Source organism: Phycisphaerales bacterium (assembly GCA_016716475.1).
GTDB lineage: Bacteria > Planctomycetota > Phycisphaerae > UBA1845 > Fen-1342 > JADJWG01.
In genome coordinates, this window is the sequence record JADJWG010000001.1 from 1183379 (window position 1) to 1200331 (window position 16953).

14 protein-coding genes are annotated in these 16953 nt (G+C 64.0%); 8 read left to right on the top strand and 6 right to left on the bottom strand.

Translation table 11 applies throughout. The annotated features are described in order from the left end of the window. Positions 1-79 precede the first annotated feature (79 nt). The 5 genes from IPM18_04880 to IPM18_04900 all read right to left on the bottom strand — a co-directional run bounded on the left by IPM18_04880 (position 80) and on the right by IPM18_04900 (position 5997). Positions 80-2365 (bottom strand): polysaccharide biosynthesis tyrosine autokinase, encoded by a 2286-nt coding sequence (locus tag IPM18_04880; protein MBK9118926.1) that lies wholly within the window; start codon positions 2363-2365, stop codon positions 80-82. Between the two features lie 119 nt (positions 2366-2484). Then, positions 2485-3501, bottom strand: coding sequence for an NDP-sugar synthase (locus IPM18_04885; protein MBK9118927.1), 1017 nt, complete (start codon positions 3499-3501; stop codon positions 2485-2487). Further along, positions 3498-3857 (bottom strand): hypothetical protein, encoded by a 360-nt coding sequence (locus IPM18_04890; GenBank protein ID MBK9118928.1) that lies wholly within the window; start codon positions 3855-3857, stop codon positions 3498-3500. The genes IPM18_04885 and IPM18_04890 overlap by 4 nt, the downstream gene beginning before the upstream one ends. Positions 3858-4241: 384 nt before the next feature. Beyond that, entirely contained in the window at positions 4242-4739 is a 498-nt protein-coding gene (locus IPM18_04895) for a transcription termination/antitermination NusG family protein (protein ID MBK9118929.1), read from the bottom strand. Between the two features lie 679 nt (positions 4740-5418). After that, complete coding sequence (locus IPM18_04900) at positions 5419-5997, bottom strand: sulfotransferase family protein (protein MBK9118930.1); 579 nt, start codon at positions 5995-5997, stop codon at positions 5419-5421. A 200-nt stretch (positions 5998-6197) separates the two neighbouring features. Between IPM18_04900 and IPM18_04905 the strand changes: the two genes are divergently transcribed. From IPM18_04905 to IPM18_04940, 8 genes are all read left to right on the top strand, one after another. Next, the gene (locus tag IPM18_04905; protein ID MBK9118931.1) at positions 6198-7478 is read left to right on the top strand and encodes a DUF4932 domain-containing protein; all 1281 of its coding nucleotides are present in this window, start codon (positions 6198-6200) and stop codon (positions 7476-7478) included. 283 nt (positions 7479-7761) lie between these two features. Beyond that, positions 7762-8025 (top strand): 50S ribosomal protein L28, encoded by a 264-nt coding sequence (gene rpmB, locus IPM18_04910; GenBank protein MBK9118932.1) that lies wholly within the window; start codon positions 7762-7764, stop codon positions 8023-8025. A gap of 12 nt (positions 8026-8037) precedes the next feature. Further along, a complete protein-coding gene (gene gatC, locus IPM18_04915) occupies positions 8038-8346 on the top strand; it encodes an Asp-tRNA(Asn)/Glu-tRNA(Gln) amidotransferase subunit GatC (GenBank protein MBK9118933.1) in 309 nt (102 codons plus the stop codon). Positions 8347-8509: 163 nt separating this feature from the next. After that, entirely contained in the window at positions 8510-9832 is a 1323-nt protein-coding gene (locus IPM18_04920) for a hypothetical protein (GenBank protein ID MBK9118934.1), read from the top strand. Further along, the gene (locus IPM18_04925; GenBank protein ID MBK9118935.1) at positions 9829-10497 is read left to right on the top strand and encodes an ABC transporter ATP-binding protein; all 669 of its coding nucleotides are present in this window, start codon (positions 9829-9831) and stop codon (positions 10495-10497) included. The genes IPM18_04920 and IPM18_04925 overlap by 4 nt, the downstream gene beginning before the upstream one ends. Then, complete coding sequence (locus IPM18_04930; protein MBK9118936.1) at positions 10494-11681, top strand: hypothetical protein; 1188 nt, start codon at positions 10494-10496, stop codon at positions 11679-11681. Before IPM18_04925 ends, IPM18_04930 begins: the two co-directional genes overlap by 4 nt. A 73-nt stretch (positions 11682-11754) precedes the next feature. Beyond that, on the top strand, positions 11755-12681 hold the full coding sequence (locus IPM18_04935; protein ID MBK9118937.1) for a zinc ABC transporter substrate-binding protein: 927 nt from the start codon (positions 11755-11757) through the stop codon (positions 12679-12681). 180 nt (positions 12682-12861) lie between these two features. After that, positions 12862-13620, top strand: coding sequence for a class I SAM-dependent methyltransferase (locus IPM18_04940; GenBank protein MBK9118938.1), 759 nt, complete (start codon positions 12862-12864; stop codon positions 13618-13620). Between the two features lie 115 nt (positions 13621-13735). On the opposite strand, the gene IPM18_04945 is transcribed toward IPM18_04940, so the two are convergent. Further along, positions 13736-16672 carry a hypothetical protein gene (locus IPM18_04945; protein ID MBK9118939.1) on the bottom strand — a complete coding sequence of 979 codons (2937 nt, stop codon included), beginning with the start codon at positions 16670-16672 and terminating at the stop codon, positions 13736-13738. Between the last annotated feature and the right edge of the window lie 281 nt (positions 16673-16953).

Consider the following 16953-nt stretch of genomic DNA (forward strand, 5'->3'; position numbering starts at 1 on the left):
GGGGAAGGTCGAATCTCCTGCCGTTCAGCCCCTCCCTCCGACTTCTCCCCCATGGGGAGAGCGGTAGTTAAAGGGGCAATTAGCGCTCGGCCGCGTGAGACGACACCATGTCCCGCACGTCGAGGGCCTTTACCGTCTTGCGCGGACCGGCATAGCCGTAGCCATAGCCGTAGCCGTACCGCGTCTCGGCCCCACCACCAACAAACACGGTGCCCAGCAGGCGCCCGCCGGCCGCGCCCAGTGAAGCCAACGCATCGACCAACGCCGTACGCTTGCAATGTTGCTCACGCACTACGAGCACCGAGCCGTCCGCGTGTCGCGACAGGATCGCGCCGTCGGCCGTACCCAACAGCGGGGCACCATCCAACAGGATGACGTCGTACGAGGTACGCCAGCGATCGAGCGCCTTCGAAAAGACGCCGTTCGCCAGCAGCTCCACGTCCTCAATGTGCTCTGAATGTCCAGCCGGCAGCAGTGAGAGGTTCGGCACGCTGGTTTGGAAGATCTTGGTCGGGCAGGCGTCGCCCTCCTGGAGCAGGTTCACCAGGCCGCGGGCGTGCTCCACCTGGAAGTGCCGCGAGATCGACGACCGCCGAATGTCCGCGTCAATGAGCAGAACTCGTTTTCCCATCTGCGCCAGACTCCGCGCCAGCAGACTGGCGAAGGTGGTCTTGCCGGCGCCGACGGAGGCACTGGTCACCTGCACCACCGGGGTGCGGGGACCTTGAACCTGATTGAGCAGTGCCGTTCGAATCACACGGATGGCTTCCATCTGGAAGGGGCACTCGGCCAGACCCGGCAACTCGCTGACACGCCGTAACGGAATGTGGCCAAGGAACGTGCCGTGCGAGGGGCGCACCACTTCGTTCGCCTCGAAAACCTTGCCGGACAGTTTGAGTCGCACGAAGGCGAGCATGATCCCGGCGGCCAGCCCGCCGAATACCGAGGCCGCCATGAACTTCACACGCTTATCCGCACCGGCGGAAGTGGGTTCGTACGCCGGGAATCCGCGAATACGACCTTGTACATCCTTGTTCAACTGGATGTGCTCAAGCTCACGCCGCAGCTTGGCGAGAGTCGATTCCGTTTCGGCGATGCGCAGATCCAGACTGCGCTTCTTCTCGATGTCATCGAACATCGCGTTGTAGCGCGTTTGCTCTTCCTCGACCAGCGTCTTGAGCTGCCGAAACTCCCGCCGCATCGACTCGAGCGCTGTCATGCGGGGATCCAGCATGGCGAGCGCGGGATCTCCCGAGACGATGCCCGCCAGTTGCTCCTCGTAGCGTGTCAGGCGCTCTTCCGAGAGCTGCACGGCGCGCTGCAACTCCTGCATGACCGGGTGCAGCTCACCGAACTGCGCAGGCGCACCTTCGAGACGCTTGCGGGCCTGTTCCAGCTCGTCAAAAAGCCGCCGGTACTGCGTATCGGTGGTTTGCAGATCCGTCGGCGGAGGCGTCGGGCCGGCGGACGGTTCACTGCTCGCCGTGGCCGCAGCAGTGGCCGTCTCCTCCGCCAGCGAGAGCTGAATTTCAAGCTGCCGTAAGCGAAACGCCATCTCGTCGAGCCGCAGCAGGCGTTGTTGCTGGAGGGGTTCCGGCGCCGCCGTCCCGAGGCGCTTGATCACCTGCTCCAGCTCGTAACCCAGTCCATGTACCGCGCTGAGCGACCGCTCGCGCTCTCGAATCTGCGCTTCGAGTTGCCGTTCCCGATCGATCTCGGCATCGGCGTCCCGCTTGTTGGCGAAATCAACAAATCTTCGCACGATCGCATCCACAATCCGCTTGGCCTCCCCGGGGGCCGTGGCAGTCATTTCCACGGTAATGAGTTGCGCGCCACCCGGGGCCAGCACCTTGAGGTCTCGTACAAGCCGATCGCGCGGCGGGGGTGAGGTGCGAATCTTGAGCCGCTCCTGGAGTTGCTCCAGCGGCGAGACCGGCTCATCTCGGAACCAGTTCGTTTCGCGGACTTCGGGCCGATCCAGCACGGCATCGAGCACCTCGGGGCCGCGCACGAAGCGCGCCTGTGTCTGGCGCCAGGTCTCGTACAAATCCACCTGGTCCTTGCCGCCCGTCAGCAGCACGCGCACCGGCGTCACTTCGATATTGGCCGTCGCCGTGTACTCCGGCTTGAAGGTCGCCCACGACCCCGTGATGCCGATACCGCCGATCACAACCGCTACAGCGATGATGCTCCAGCGGTAGGCCAGCAATTGCCGCGGCGAGAACTTGCTGCCCTGTGGTGCGCCGCTGCCGTTATTTTCAGTCAGGTCAGGCAACTCCAGTGGATCAGGCGCGCGCAGCGGGGCAGCAGCACGCGCGGACACCACGGGTTGTAACGGCTGAGGTGATTTCACATCATCGTTCATGATTCGCAAATCCCGCGCGGGGCGTAACCTGGCGACGGCCGCCCGGCCTCACTTCTTCCCACTCCAATCAGGACCGCCGGGGTCAACGGCAGTCCATTTCTTTCACACGTAAACCACGGTCAGGCGTTCGCCCAGTGCGCAGTTTCAGTCGCACTGCGCGTACAAATCGCACAGCGAATTTCTTCTCCCACCTCCACGGTTGCATGGGTCGCCACCAGGGATTGATCAATTCTAGCGCCTGGTGACACCACCGCACCATTCCACAAGATCGAGCGGGCCAGCAACGCTCGCCGCCCGACGACACAGCCCGCACCCAGCACCGAAGGGCCAACCAGTAACGCCTCTTCTTCAATCCGGGTGCGCGGCCCCACCATGACCGGGCCAATCAGCCGTGACGACTTCGCAATTTGACAGGAGTGATGCACAAATGCATCATCGCGAACCTCGTAACCCCTTGGCACAATCTCGTCCAGCCGCATCCGATCCAGCATCCATCCTTGCACCGCGAAGTACGCTTCCAGACCGCTGATGGCCGGTGAGACGAGTTCCGCCACATGCACGCGCAGATCTTCACCCCGGCTACGCAATTGCGGGACGAGCCATTCCTTGATGTCGTGGAATCCGCTCGGCGGTACGACAGCAAGCGCCTGCCGCGTGAACACACGCACCCCGGTAGGTACGTAGGTGGCATGCCGCCGCTCACCGTCGTTCAGCAACGGTTGCGCTGCGAGCCGATGCACAACCTTAGTGAACGCCGCCCCGGAAGCCACATGCTCGGCCAGCAGCCCTTGCAGATCCATCCTCGGTATCAGAGCCGCATCGACCAGGACCAGGTGGTCGGCACCGCTCGCAAGACTTGCGTCCCGAGCACACCCAGCCGGACCGCGTGGTACCCGATCGTGGTAGTAGTAGAGACTCAGGTCTGCGGCGGCCCCATCACCGAGATAGGCCTGCAGGGCAGCAGCACCATCGTTCGCACAGATCGTCACGGTTGTCACCCCCCCCTGCCGCAGCCACTCGAGCACGTAATCAATCAAGGGTTTAGTCGCGACCGGCAGTAATGCCCGTGGACACAATGCTTCGAGCGAACCTGCCCGCCAGACGTGCGATCCTGCCAGGACGACACCTGCAATCATGACGCCCCCCTGCGCCGCACCCGGAGCGAGTTGTCACTTCGTGCCGACACCCCGTTCACGCTGCCCATCCGACTGTAGATCAACATGGTCAACGGGCGACTGAACACGGCGAGCATGACCAGCAGCAGGGCGCACCCGAAGATGATCTGTTGCTTCCAGCCCATGCCCGGACTGCGTTCCTCTCCGAACAGGTCCGCGCTCAAGGCCGTCAGAAAGATGAACGTCCCAATAATGCCAATCACATCGGTCCGCAGCACCGTACCGAAAAAGACCAGCAACGCACCAACCACTACGCCGATCTGCTGATGTCGACCGAAGCCGGACTGTGCGGCCGGGAACAGCGCGTCGGCAAACACGGCAACTAATCCCAAACCAACCCCGCACACTGCAAGCAACACGGGTAACGTCAGGCGGCGGCGACGCAAGCGAACCCGGTGTAAAGCAAGTGGCTGCTCGACGCCCGCACAACTCAGGCAATACAGCACCCGCACCGGTTGCCCTTGGGAATACCCCTGCAACACCTCCACGCGGGCCGGTGCCTCGCACCGCACACAGGTGCGCGCGTCAGCGGAGGTCGCACGCTCACCGGCCAGCATTGGACGGACTTCACTCACCGCTTGACGCCTCTCAAGGCCTGGCAGGCGCGAGGATGAACTCGGTCTGCGCAGACTCCGTCCCCGTCAAGGCACTGCCTCTTTGGACCGCAACCGTTTTAATAACAAACACTTAGAGCCAATCGATCAGTCGATGGGCTCAACATTCTCAGAGTCTGTTTCCACGAGCGCCGACTGCCCGAGGACCGTCGCCGCCAAGAAGACACGACTGACACCCTGCCGTCGTGACAGTACTCCTTCGACGCCGCAGAGCGGCCCTGCGATGATTCTGCACCGACGTCCAACCCGCAATGCGGGGAAGAGATCCACCGGTGCACCGCTCAGCACCACTCGTTGTATTTGTGCGATCTCGCTCTCGAATTGCGCCTGCTGTTCCACCCGTAGAATGTTCGCAACCCGATTCGTCTGCCACGCGACATCGCACTCTTGCGCCTCACCCCTCAGGAACAAGTAGCCCGGAAAGAGCGGGACCTGCGCAGATCCTCGGAGCCGCCGACGCCGACGGGTCTCAATCAGCGGCAGAAAATAAAGAATCCGGCTGCGCTCGAGTGTGGTGGCCACGGCTTTTTCGTGGCGCGCCCGCGTGTGTAATACCCACCAGCGCCCCAGAGTTGGCTCTGGCACTCCTCCCAGTACGCGCGGTTGCGCTGCAGCAAGTGTTGGAGATTCAGTTTGTTGCAGCAAGGTTACCACGCCACCAGGCCCTTCAATTCGAACACGGCGTACCGGGCTGCAATACGGCACAAGCCACTGGCCCGAGAACACCGTTCATGCCGTGCAGGCAAGGACACTACCTTCAGCGCCGCCCACAGTGGAGCGCAACGAGCGCGCTCGACTACCTCATCGTCCGTCCGGCGTCCGTACTTGCCCGACGATTCGCCCGCCTGTCCACATCGCGACAGATCCCTCTGCGACCTCAACCAGCCGGTCGAACAGCACGCATCCCAATCTCGGCCTCGAGTAATCCGCCCCAGAAGCGGTTTCGGTCGATCTCTCGGCACGGTGAACATGGTCATGCGCCCGATCGCCCGCCCACGGGTGCCGCCGGAGCGCAAAGCATTGACATTACGCTACCTGCGATGTCGAAGCGCGACGCCCGAAGCGGTCAGGATGCAGCGAATCGAAAACCCTGTCAAGGACGTGTCTCCGTCCCACGCCCGATGCGGGACCGAAGTCGCTCCTCCACTAACACAGGTCCTATACGCTGAAACCGTGCCTAGTGTGCGAACAAAATGGAAAGTCCGCGTGGAATTGATACTGAGCTCGCAATTTGCCCACCAACCCCCCCTGGAGGAACATAAGACTAACTGCGTTGCCGATAGAGGTCGGGTTCAACCACCGCAAGCATGCGCTGCTCGTCCAAGCCACCGCCCAGGAACGCGTTCACCTGCGCAACAATCGGCCGTGGCGCCTCCAGAACATCGTTGTAGCTGATGTAAAGCACCTGGAAGTTGGATTGCCCGGCAACCCAGCTCTCAAACTCATGAATCTGCTGTTCAAACAGACCTATGATTTTATCGGGCGACAACTCGCCCCCCGACTTTCCGAGTCGAGTCAGCATCGCATCTTGCGACCGCACCACCTCCAGCAGCTTCCGCCGCATGAAGATCACACGGTAGCGGAATTCCGCCGGCAGATCATACAGTAGTCGATAGACCATCTTCACGGCGCGCCCGCGGGCGCCGGACAACCAGGTGGGGTCCTCTTTGGTGCGCTTTACCGGTTCGAATTCGAAGTAACCCCGGGGATTGTCGCTGTCGGCCACGCGGATATTGTCCGTCAGTGCCATGAGGCCGCCCGCGTCGATCATGCGCATCATCATGGAAGTGCCCGACCGGGGCAGGCCGGACACGATCGTGATTTCATCAGCGATGTTGCTCATCGGTATCCTGCACCGCAGGTTTCCAGGCAGGAGCGTCCCGCACGCTCACCGGCAGAAGGTCATTGTACCGAGCCCCGGCCGGCTTGACGACCGCTTGGTTGGGCGGTACCCGAAGCGGGCGCATGGCGCCATCCTTTCCGTACCGAGGCGGGCAACTCATCCGGCGCAATGTGCTGCGCTCATCACAGGAGCATGGGACCATGGCCACCCGTCGCGCCAACGTACTACTCGCGCTGTTCGCCTGGGCTGCGGTGTCTGCCCCTGGAGACGAACCAGCGCCTGCGACCGCCCCGGATCCCCGAATCACGGCCAAGGTCGATGCTCGTGTCGAATTACTCAGTATCGTCTTCCGGCTGGCCGGAAACCCTGAATACAACGACAAGGCCGCGCACTCTCCCTACGCTGAGCGCGTTGAACGTCGTTTCGCGCCCCAGCGTGAACACCCGGTGGTGCACCTGGCCCGAAAGCTCCGCAACCAGAACGGTGTGAGCTATGACGCCGTCATGAGCATGGCCGTCCACCTCACCGACACCCTCGAACTGGACGAACGCATCCCCTTCGATTCCCCTCCAGACCGACTTGACCAGCGTTGGAGCACCGCCGATGCCCGCAAATTCCTGGTCGCAGCCCGTGACTTTGTCCAAGTCACCGGATTCACCGACTTCCTCGAGGAAGAGCGCAACTTCTACGCCCAGGCCTCCGCGCGGATGAACACGCGGCTCGCGGAGTTCTCGCTGTTGCCGTGGTTCGAAAACTACTTCGGCGCGCGGCCCAAGGCCGAGTTTCACCTGTACCTCGGCCTGCTGAACGGCGGTTCCTGCTACGGGGTGGGTGTTCGTTTTCCGGACGGCAGGGAGGAAATCCTGCCGGTGATCGGCGTCTGGCAGTGGGACGCGGAGGGTTTGCCCCGGTTCCCAGCGCAGATCGAGAATACGATCGCCCACGAACTTTGCCATTCCTACACGAACCCGCTCGTGGACCGCTTCGAAGCCCAACTCCTGCCCGCCGGGACACGCATGTTCGCAGCGCGGGCCGAACAGATGCGGGCGCAGGCGTACGGCAACGCCAAGACCGTGCTCTACGAAACGCTTGTGCGGGCCTGCTGTGTCCGTTACGCACACGCACGCGGCGGCCCGTCCAGGGCGCTCCAGTCGATCGCCTACGAACACAGCCGGGGGTTCACCTGGACCGGGGCCCTCGCCCGGCTGCTCGGGGAGTACGAACGCGACCGGCAGACCTACCCCGACCTCGCAGCGTTCATGCCGCGCATCATCGCCCTGCTCGAACAGGAGACACAGAATCTTAATACCCTCGCCGTCGCAGCCCCGCGCATGGTCCAGATCCTGCCCGCGAATGGAGCGACCGACGTCGATCCGGAGCTGGCCGCGATTGTCGTGACATTCGACCGCCCGATGCAGGATCGTTCATGGTCCGTGGTGGGCGGTGGCCCCGAGTTCCCCACGATCACAGGCGAACCGTAGTACGATCCCGCCCGCCTGGTCTTTACCCTGCCCGTGCACCTGGAAGCTGGCCGCACCTACCGGTTCTGGCTCAACCGTTCTGAGTACCAGGGCTTTCGATCGACGGAAGGCGTCCCACTCGAGAGCATCGAGGTGACTTTCCGCACCCGCCCAAAGTAACCTTTCCGGGGAATTGACCGGTCCAAGACCGGCAGGTACACTGTGGGGCTCGCGGTTGGAGTCGACCGCGAGCGCATGCCCCCCGCGCTGCGGGCGGCGCCCGGCTCACGTTTCGGAGGCAGACATGGCTCGCAAGTGCATGTTCACTGGCAAGCGCACGGTCGCCGGTCGCAGCATCGCCCGCCGCGGCAAAGCCAAGTATCTGGGCGGTGTCGGCCGCAAGACGACCGGCATCTCAAAGCGCAAGTTCAAGCCGAATATCCAGCGTGTCCGCGCGCTCTTGGACGGCAAAATCTGTCGCATCCGCGTCAGCGCCAAAGCGATCCGCATGGGCTTGGTAGTAAAGCCCGTCAAGCGCGACTGGCAGCCCGAGGCCGCCTCGGCCTAGCGGAGCGGCGCGATGCCTCCGGCGGTCGACGAGAACCAGATTCGACGCATTGCCCACCTCGCCCGGCTGCACCTGCGGCCCGACGAGGTGGCGTTGTTTGCACCACAACTGGCCGAAATCCTGGCCTATGTTGAACAGTTGGGCCAGGTGGACACCTCGGGGGTCGAGCCCTTGGCGCACCCATTGCCCCTTGTCAACGTTCTGCGGCCCGACGAGCCCACCCCACCACTGGATCCCGAGCGGGTACTGCAGAACGCACCCGCGGTGGCCCAGCGGTACTTCAAGGTGCCGCCAGTGCTCGATCCGGGTGGCGGGGCCTAGAGTGCGGCTCCGCGGAGCCAGCGAATCCTCACGGTCAAATAGGGTTGGATTTTGGTATGGGGCCAACTACGCTTAGGGAGCAGCGCCCGGGCACGCAGGCAAGCCGAACCTGCTGCGCTGCTTGCAGTGCAATGCTCCAGTTGCGCACCCGAGGACCCGTTCCATGGCCCACCGATCTTCTGCGGCCACACTTGTTCTGTTGCTAGCCGGTACCATCGGTACGGCGGCGGCCCATCCGGGACAGAGCATCGGGCTCACGATTGCAATCGATGAAGGGGCCGTTGAGTATGACATGCTGGTGTCGGCCGACTTTGCCGCCGCCCTGCTTCTCAATCACCGCATTACCGTGCGCATGCCCAGCTACGACGGCGGCCGCTACCACTTCGCCGACCGGGGCGATGAGCGCCGTATCCGCGCGGCGTTCGAGCAGATCTTCCTCGACATCAATCCCGTCACGATCGACGGTGAGCGCGTTCGGCCGGTGCTGGCCGATCTCGCCTTCATCGAACCAGCGCCCTCGGGATACCCCGGCGCAGCGTATCTCCAACCACCGGATATCCGCATCGTCCTGCGACACGAAACCCGGGGCATCCCCAAGACTGTGGCGATGGTTTGGGAAGTTTTTCCGCAGGACCCCATGCGCCAGGCCTTTGGCATGTCCCCCAATGTCGAAGTGGTGGCAGAACTCGACGCACTCGATGAAAACCGGCTGATCGTCCTCTCCGAGGATGAGCCGGAATTCACCTGGCACGCACCGCTGACCAAACCCGTCGAGCGCGTCGGCCCGGTCCTGGCCGCAGCCCCGGCGACGCGCCCGCAACTGCCGCTGCTCTCGGTAATGCTGGTGGTGGGCTGGGGCCTGGCGCTCGTCACCCTGTTCACAACTCGCGCGTGGCCAGCCGCCCGGCGCCCGGCCGCATGGCTCTCCGTCGTGCCGCTGGGGGCAGCTTTCGCTTTGCAGGGGGTGTGGGTGCAGCCACTGCCGTGGTCCCAGGCCGGTACAGCGCCGCAGCCCGATGCGGCAGCCGACATCTTTGCCGCCCTGCACCGAAACGTATACCGGGCCTTTGACTACAAGACCGAGAGCGATGTCTACGATGTGCTCGCACAGAGCGTGACGGGCGACCTGTTGGATCGCGTCTACAACGAGGTCTTTCAGAGTCTGATTCTGCGCGACCAGGGCGGCGCCGTGGCGCGCATCCGAGCCGTCGAGATTCTCGACAGCGAGGTGGTCTCAACAGGCGTCGCGGCCGACGCGGGACTACCCATGTTCCAGGTGGCCGCGCGCTGGCGTGTGCAGGGTGCGGTCTATCACTGGGGACACGTGCACCAGCGCACCAATGAGTACCACGCCGTGTACAGCGTGATCGAGCAGGGCAACGCGTGGAAAATCGCCGGTGTGGACATGCGCGAGCAGCGCCGCATCGTGATGGAGGGTGATGATCCGGTGCTGGGCCCGTCGCGTGACACGGGCGGGGCTTCATGATCACAATCGCGGATCTGCAATTCCGCTACCCGCGCGGGGGCTTTGGTCTCGATGTGCCGGCGCTGGAGATCGCGGCCGGCCAGAAAGCCGCGCTGATTGGCCCCAGCGGGGCCGGCAAGACTACGCTGATCTCCCTGATCGCCGGCGTGCTCGCTCCGCACCGCGGTACGATCCGTCTCGGGGACTTCGAATTGACCCGCGTCGGTGACGCCGCCCGCCGAAATTTTCGCATCGCGCAGATCGGCTTCGTCTTCCAGGAGTTCGAACTGCTGGAATACCTCAACGTCCGCGACAATATTCTGCTGCCCTACTACCTCAACGCCACGCTCCAGCTCACCGCCGCCGTACGCGGCCGGGCGGAGCAATTGGCCGGCGGCATGGGACTGGGCGACAAGTTGCGCCGCCTGCCGCGGACATTGTCACAGGGCGAACGGCAGCGCGTGGCGATCTGCCGCGCCCTGATCGCGGAACCGGGCCTGCTGATTGCGGACGAGCCCACCGGCAACCTCGACCCCCACAACGCCGACACGATTCTGAGTCTGCTGCTCGAGCAGGCCCAGGTCCACGGTGCCACCCTGCTCATGGTGACGCACAACCACGCGCTCTTGAACCGATTCGACCGCGTGCTCGACATCGCCACCTTCACCCGGAGGATGTCGGCATGAGGCGCAGTCTGTACCTCGCGTGGCGTTACATCGCCTATCACCGCATCAAGACTGGCATCCTGATCATCTGCCTGACGCTCACACTCGTCCTCCCGCTCTCGGCCCACCTGTTGATCCGCTACTACGACCAGGTGTTACGGGCCCGCGCCGCAGCGACACCACGCGTGGTCGGTGCCCCAGGCAACCGCTTTGATCTCGTGCTCAAGACGCTTTACTTCCAGGGCGCCACGCTTGACCCCGTCTACTGGTCCGAAGTCGAGGAACTCTGGGAGAGCGGCATGGCCACCCCGATCCCCCTCGAACTCAGCTATACCGCCCGCGGCTTTCCCATCGTCGGGACGACGTTCGAGTACTTCGAGTTCCGCGCCCTGGCCCCCGCGCAGGGCACGTTGCCCGCACGCATCGGCCATTGCGTGCTGGGCGCCCAGGTCGCCGCCCAACTCGGCCTCGGCCCGGGCGACACCCTCATGTCCGATCAGAAAGCCCTCTACGACATCACCCAGACGTATCCGCTGCTGATGGACGTTTGTGGTGTGCTCGCACCAACAGGTACGGCCGACGACCGCGCCGTGTTTGTCGACGTGAAGACGACATGGATCATCGCCGGCATCAGCCACGGACACGAAGACGTGACCGCCCTCGACGATCCGAACCTGATCGTCGCCCGCGATGAACGCGAGGTCGTCACGAACACATCGATCTACGAGTTCACCCGCATCACGCCGGAGAACATCCACACGTTCCACACCCATGCGCCGCCTTCGCAACTGCCCTTGTCTGCCGTCATCGTGCTGCCGGATGGACTGCCGAACGATACCAAGGCAGCTACCATCCTGGGCGCACGCTACAACCATGATCCGTTGCGCCGTGCCCGCATGCTCGACCCGGCCGAAGTCGTGCGTGAATTGATGGAGCGCGTGGTCGAGATTCAGCGGGTCTTCAACGCCTGTTTCGCACTCGTGGCCGTTTCAACCGGCCTATTCCTCGTGCTGGTGGTGCTACTGTCGCAGCGGCTACGGCAGCGCGAGATGGAGACGATGTACCGGCTGGGCTGTGCACGGGCGATGACATTTCGCCTGCAGGCCGGCGAGCTCGGCTTGATCCTGATCGCCAGCGTCGCGCTGGCGGCAATGCTGGCGGGCGCCACGTTGGTCGCGGCACCGCGCCTGTTGAATCTGCTGTAGGTCCGCGGGCGCTGTGGGCCGCGGCCAGGAAAGGGAGCGGGATGAACTCTCCCGCCGCAAAGGAGGTGTCATCATGCTGCCAGTGGGTTTTCCTTGCCAACACCGCATGCTGCTCGGACTTGTTGTGCTCGGGCTACCGACGGTCGCCGTCGGGGCGGATGAGCGACCGGTGATCTACACGTCCGCCCACCCGATCGCCTACTTCGCGGAACGAATCGCCGGCGATGCGCTGCGCGTGGTGAATCCCGTGCCGGCAGACGAGGATCCGGCCCTGTGGGTGCCGAGCGAGAATCTCATCGCCGAGTTCCAGAAAGCCGACCTGATCCTGCTCAATGGGGCCGAATTTGAAAAGTGGGTGAGCAAGGTGACGCTGCCCCGGGCCCGGACCGTCAGCACGGCACACGTCTTCCGCGACCAGTGGCTGGAACTCGAGGGTGGCCTCACGCATAGTCATGGCCCGGGCGGTGAACACACCCATGAGGGCACGGACGGCTACACCTGGCTCGACCCCAATCTCGCAATCCGCCAGGCCGACGAGATTCGCACGGCCTTTGAGCGGAATTTCCCCAGCCACAGGGAAAAGTTTCGCGACAACTTCGCTGCGTTGAAGCAGGATCTCGAGGAGCTCGATGCACGCTTCCGGAAGCTTGCACCGCGGATGAAGGACATCCAGCTCCTGGCGAACCACCCGATCTGGAACTATCTCGCCAAAAGGTATGAGTGGAAGCTCAAGTCGTTCCACTTCGAGACGGACGAATTAGACCCCGACGAGCTGAAGAAGCTCGCGGAATTCCTGAAAACCACGCCCGCCAAGTACATGCTCTGGGAGGATGAACCCGATCAGGACGTCGCCAAGGGACTGCGCGATGCGCACGGCGTCGAGCCCATCCTGTTTCCCCCAGGCGTCGGCGTCGATCCGGACGAGGCAAAAAAGGGCCTCAACTATCTGCAGATCATGCGTGGCAACCTGGAGCGGCTGGAAAAGTTGTTCGGCGCTTGATCCAAACTGCCCGTGCGTTCTCCCCAGCGGGCAGGGCGGGCGCCGCTCCAGCGGCTCTCGCCGTCAGCCTGGGCCCCAGGAATCTTCGCGCGTCGCCCTTGGCAAACGGGCGTCGGATCGCGGATAATGACCTTGCGTAACGAACGGGTGGGATCTGGGACCCGAGCGAGCGTAGCCGCGATGAAAGCCCTTTCGGCGCTAGGTTCCGCAGGAGATGGACCATTCGACGTGCGTGCCGCCCTGTGGCGCGGCCTCGATCTCACTGCCGTTCACACCGCACTGGATCTCGGTTGCGGAATCGGCTTTGTGGCCGAGGCCATTGCCCGGCGCACGGCCACCAACGCCGAGTTCGTGGGGATTGATTCCCGCAGCGTGAACGCGCAACCGTTCATGCAGGCCGTGCAGCGGACGGGGCGGCGAGGCATCTTCCGGTGCGAACGCCTCGTCGATCAGCTCGACTTCGCCACCGACGCCTTTGACCTGGTGGTGGCCTCCAACTCGCTCTACTTCTTCCCCGCCCTGCTCCCCCAGATCGCTCGCGTCGTCCGCCCATCGGGCGTATTCCTGGCGGCGACCGCTTCCGTGGAGTCCTGCCGGCAACTTTTGTCAGAAGCGGGGCTCGGCGGTACGGCGAGTCGCCTGCTCGAAGTCATCCACCGCTTTTCCGCGGAAAACGCCGCGCAACTGTTGCGCCCACACTTCGGTCGCATCGAATGCGTCGAGGAGCGCGGGACGCTGGTGTTTGAGCCGTCCCGGTACGACGATTTCCTGCGCTACCTGTGGTTCCGACTTCCGTTCCTCGCCCATGAGGAGTTGGCAGACCACCCGCCGGCCGCCCCCCTGGCCGAGACTCTGCGCCGCGCGCTCGGTCAGCGTCAGCGGATCGAGTTCGCACGGCATGATGTCGTCTTTCGCTGCTACGAACCGCGCAGCGCGTGACACTGCCGGACACGCAGTCTCCAGATACGGATGGATACCCCCTGCCCAGCGCCACCTGACAGACACACGGATTCCATCGACCTACAGCCCCACTCCGGGCACCTGACCACGTTCGCTATGGCCGGATGCCGGTCGACTCGGTCAGACTCGTATAGCGGCGTGAACCGATGGCCCACTCCGGCACACCCTCCGGCCAGAGCGAGAACGACACGGAGAAGTCGTTGTCGACATTTTCGTACTCGAACGAAACACCGACGTACCACCGCGGCAGCTTGCGCACGTAGGTAATCGACACTTCGCCGAGGGCGCCTTCGTTCACATCCCACCACGCGCGCGTCGTGGTCAGGTGCTTCTCGGAGATCTTGTAGTTCCAACCTCCGCCCACCGCGGCCAATTCGACATCTCCGGCGTAGCGTGTGCCAAAGATATAAGCAAGGCGGGGGCTCCGTTCGACAACGAATGAGGCATTGTGCCGATCGAACGAGCGATCGTTCAGATCGAAGTTGAAGTCGTAGAGAAAGGCGGTCGAATCACTCAGCCGGTACATCAGGTCGCCCGCGAAATAGTTGCGCGTGCGGCTGTTCTCGGGGCGGAAGGGGTTCGCGTAGCCGTTCGAAAAGTCCTCACGACCATCGGTGTCGCCGAACAGGCCGAATTCGAGGTTGAGGGTGAGCAGGTCCACGGTGCGGCGGTCCCCTGGCAGCCCGCGCTGCGTCTGCCACACCTGGCGCAGTCCGAGCATCATGCCGTAGAAGCCGTCGATCGTCTCGATCCCGTAGTCGAAGGGGGTGTACAGCTCGCTGCGCGTATTGCTGTGGCCCCACCAGACGGCGAAATCGGGCTTGATGATGTGCCGCAACCGATGGATGTCGAGCAGTTCCGACTCGACCTCCTCGTAAACACGGCTGAAGCTTGTGCTACCGCGGATGCCGTACGCCGCCAGCCCACGCCACGACGTGGCCTGGCCGTTGTCCTGCCCATCCCAGAAGGTGCCGCGCACACTCGCGAACGGTACCAGGTTCAGCGCGCCGAGCTTCAGCGGCAGCTCCGCCTCCTGGCGCGCATCGACGCGGAAGGTCGCATCGCTGGGCCGCGGCCGCCCCAGCAGACGCTCGCGAATGTCGTGCCGCTCATCCGGACGCCAGCGCACCATGCCGATGCGGGACTCGTGGTACAGCACCAGCGGGTTGAGGAAGGTGTCGCCGATGCGGCGGTACGCGGCCTCTGGCAGGTGCTCCGTTTGTGTCTGGAAATCATTCAGCCGCCAGTTGGAGAGGAACGTCAACGCCTCGTTGCCCTTGGCGCGCTTGAGATAGATCGCCGTCTCCTGCTCCTTGCCTTCAAACCATTCCGAGCGGCGATATTCTTCGAGGAAATTGGGATCACTGACATAGGAGCCCTCCAAAGTGAGCTCCCAGTCGTAAGGCAGGTAGTGCCGGTGGCGGAAAAGCGCCCGCCCCCGGGTTGGCGAACTCGGCACGCGTTCGTCGCGCCGCGCCGGTCCCAGCGAGTCCTCACCCTGGTCGTGGATGAAATAGGTCCGGACGAGCCCGTAATAGTCGGGGGTCTCGTAGTCGAAATCCATGCCAACCCCCGGACCGCGCTCCGAAAAATAATCCAGCAGGAGCGTGGCATCGTAGCCCTCCGGGGCGGTCACCCCCAGGAGGTTGTACAGGAACCACGCCGACTGGAATTCGTAACCCCGATCGCTGCTGTACCCCGTGCGGATGCGGCGCAGCATGGTCTCGGTCGCTTCGAGCCGCCCCTTACTGTACGGCCACCAGAAGATCGGCTGACCGTCGATGTTCACGGTCGTGTCACGCATCTCATATTCGGCCGCCAGGGGCCCGGTCGCCCGGCCCTCAGCATCGCGCTCGGTCGCATCACGGAGGTAGACGTGCTCCGCCCCGATGTGATAAGTCGGTGTATAGAACTCACTCGTGCTTACCCGGGCGTTCTCCGCGGAGAACTCTGTCGCCGAGAGTTGTCGCAATTCGGCCGCCCGCAGGTACAGCGGTATACCGCGGTCTGGTAACTCCGCCCGGAAAACTGCATCGAGAATCAGTGCCCGGCTGCGGGCGAAGTCGTACACCAGCCGTTCCGCGCGAATGAACCGATCGCCAAGCGAAAGCACCACGTCGCCTTCGAGATACACCACTTCGATCTGCCCGCGCGAGTCTCCAGCCGCCCCCAGCCCCAGCAGCGCCCCCGGCGCGTCCGGCACGCCGTCGCGGACCGGCGGTACCGGCGGAGTGTCGGCCGGTGCTGCGTTATCATCCAAGGGCGCGCTTAACGCCGCCCCGACCAGGGCCCCGGAACCCGCCGCCGGAAACACCACCGCATGATCCGCGCGGATCTCGAGCAAAGGCGCGTTCGGTCCACCGTCCTGGGCGAAGTACACCCCCCCGGTTGCGACAAACACACGCTGCGGCGTGTCTCCCGGAGTCAAGGCCGGCTCAATGTTCGGCAGCCGATAGCGAATCACCCGGCTCGGTTCACGAACCGCCAGCCCCGGGTCATCCGGGCGGAAGACGTCCGGGGCCCTGCCGGGGTCACCTGCGGCCGCTGCCAGCGCGGCCCGATCGCGTACCGCCTGCGCGTAAAGCGGCGAATCCGTCAGTGGTTCCGGCGCGTAGGCCTGCTGCAGCTTCACCACGCGCCCGAAGGTGCGTAATCCACGTACGAGCAGGACCGTGTCCGTCGTGACCGTGCCGGCGGGTTCGCGCACTTCCGCCCGCCCTGACAGGTAGACGGTCAATTCCTGATACGTGCGGCCAACGTTCCGCCCACGCTCGGCACTGACATGCGGGCGAATCCACACCACGGCACTCTCGGAAGAGAGCCGGCGGCCGGCAAAATTCAGCTCGAAACCCCCATCGAAGAGCAGCACCGCATCGCCGGCATCGTCGCGCCACTGACGCACCCACCGACCACGCAGATCAACGTCACGGTCACTCACCGGTTGCGACAGAAGCGGCTCATCGCTGAAGTCGAACTGGGCCCGCACCTCGCCCCCTCCTCCCAGGAGCACGATCACAAGCAGCGCCGCCACCAACTTCCCCGCCGGGAGACTTCTCCACGAGCACTCCCCGCGCAGCGCAGGGGGCCACTTCGAACGCGGATGAACGCTGACCAGGGAGATGTGCGGGGTGTCACTCACTCGGGCGGCCATTATCGGGTCGTCCACCGTGGGGTCAATGGCCCGCGGAACGTGGAACCGATTGTGTGCGCCCCGCGGCGCTCGTCCCGTGACCATGCCCACTGGCGCCGCCCCGCAGCACGATGGAACCTCGCCCACCGCAACTCCTCACGGTCCCCGCCCCTTCCAAAGCT

Coding starts and splice junctions, on each gene's coding strand:
- IPM18_04880 (MBK9118926.1), bottom strand. CDS start 2,365: ATGAACGATGATGTGAAATCACCTCAGCCGTTACAACCCGTGGTGTCC.
- IPM18_04885 (MBK9118927.1), bottom strand. CDS start 3,501: ATGATTGCAGGTGTCGTCCTGGCAGGATCGCACGTCTGGCGGGCAGGT.
- IPM18_04900 (MBK9118930.1), bottom strand. CDS start 5,997: ATGAGCAACATCGCTGATGAAATCACGATCGTGTCCGGCCTGCCCCGG.
- IPM18_04905 (MBK9118931.1), top strand. CDS start 6,198: ATGGCCACCCGTCGCGCCAACGTACTACTCGCGCTGTTCGCCTGGGCT.
- rpmB (MBK9118932.1), top strand. CDS start 7,762: ATGGCTCGCAAGTGCATGTTCACTGGCAAGCGCACGGTCGCCGGTCGC.
- gatC (MBK9118933.1), top strand. CDS start 8,038: ATGCCTCCGGCGGTCGACGAGAACCAGATTCGACGCATTGCCCACCTC.
- IPM18_04920 (MBK9118934.1), top strand. CDS start 8,510: ATGGCCCACCGATCTTCTGCGGCCACACTTGTTCTGTTGCTAGCCGGT.
- IPM18_04925 (MBK9118935.1), top strand. CDS start 9,829: ATGATCACAATCGCGGATCTGCAATTCCGCTACCCGCGCGGGGGCTTT.
- IPM18_04930 (MBK9118936.1), top strand. CDS start 10,494: ATGAGGCGCAGTCTGTACCTCGCGTGGCGTTACATCGCCTATCACCGC.
- IPM18_04935 (MBK9118937.1), top strand. CDS start 11,755: ATGCTGCCAGTGGGTTTTCCTTGCCAACACCGCATGCTGCTCGGACTT.
- IPM18_04940 (MBK9118938.1), top strand. CDS start 12,862: ATGAAAGCCCTTTCGGCGCTAGGTTCCGCAGGAGATGGACCATTCGAC.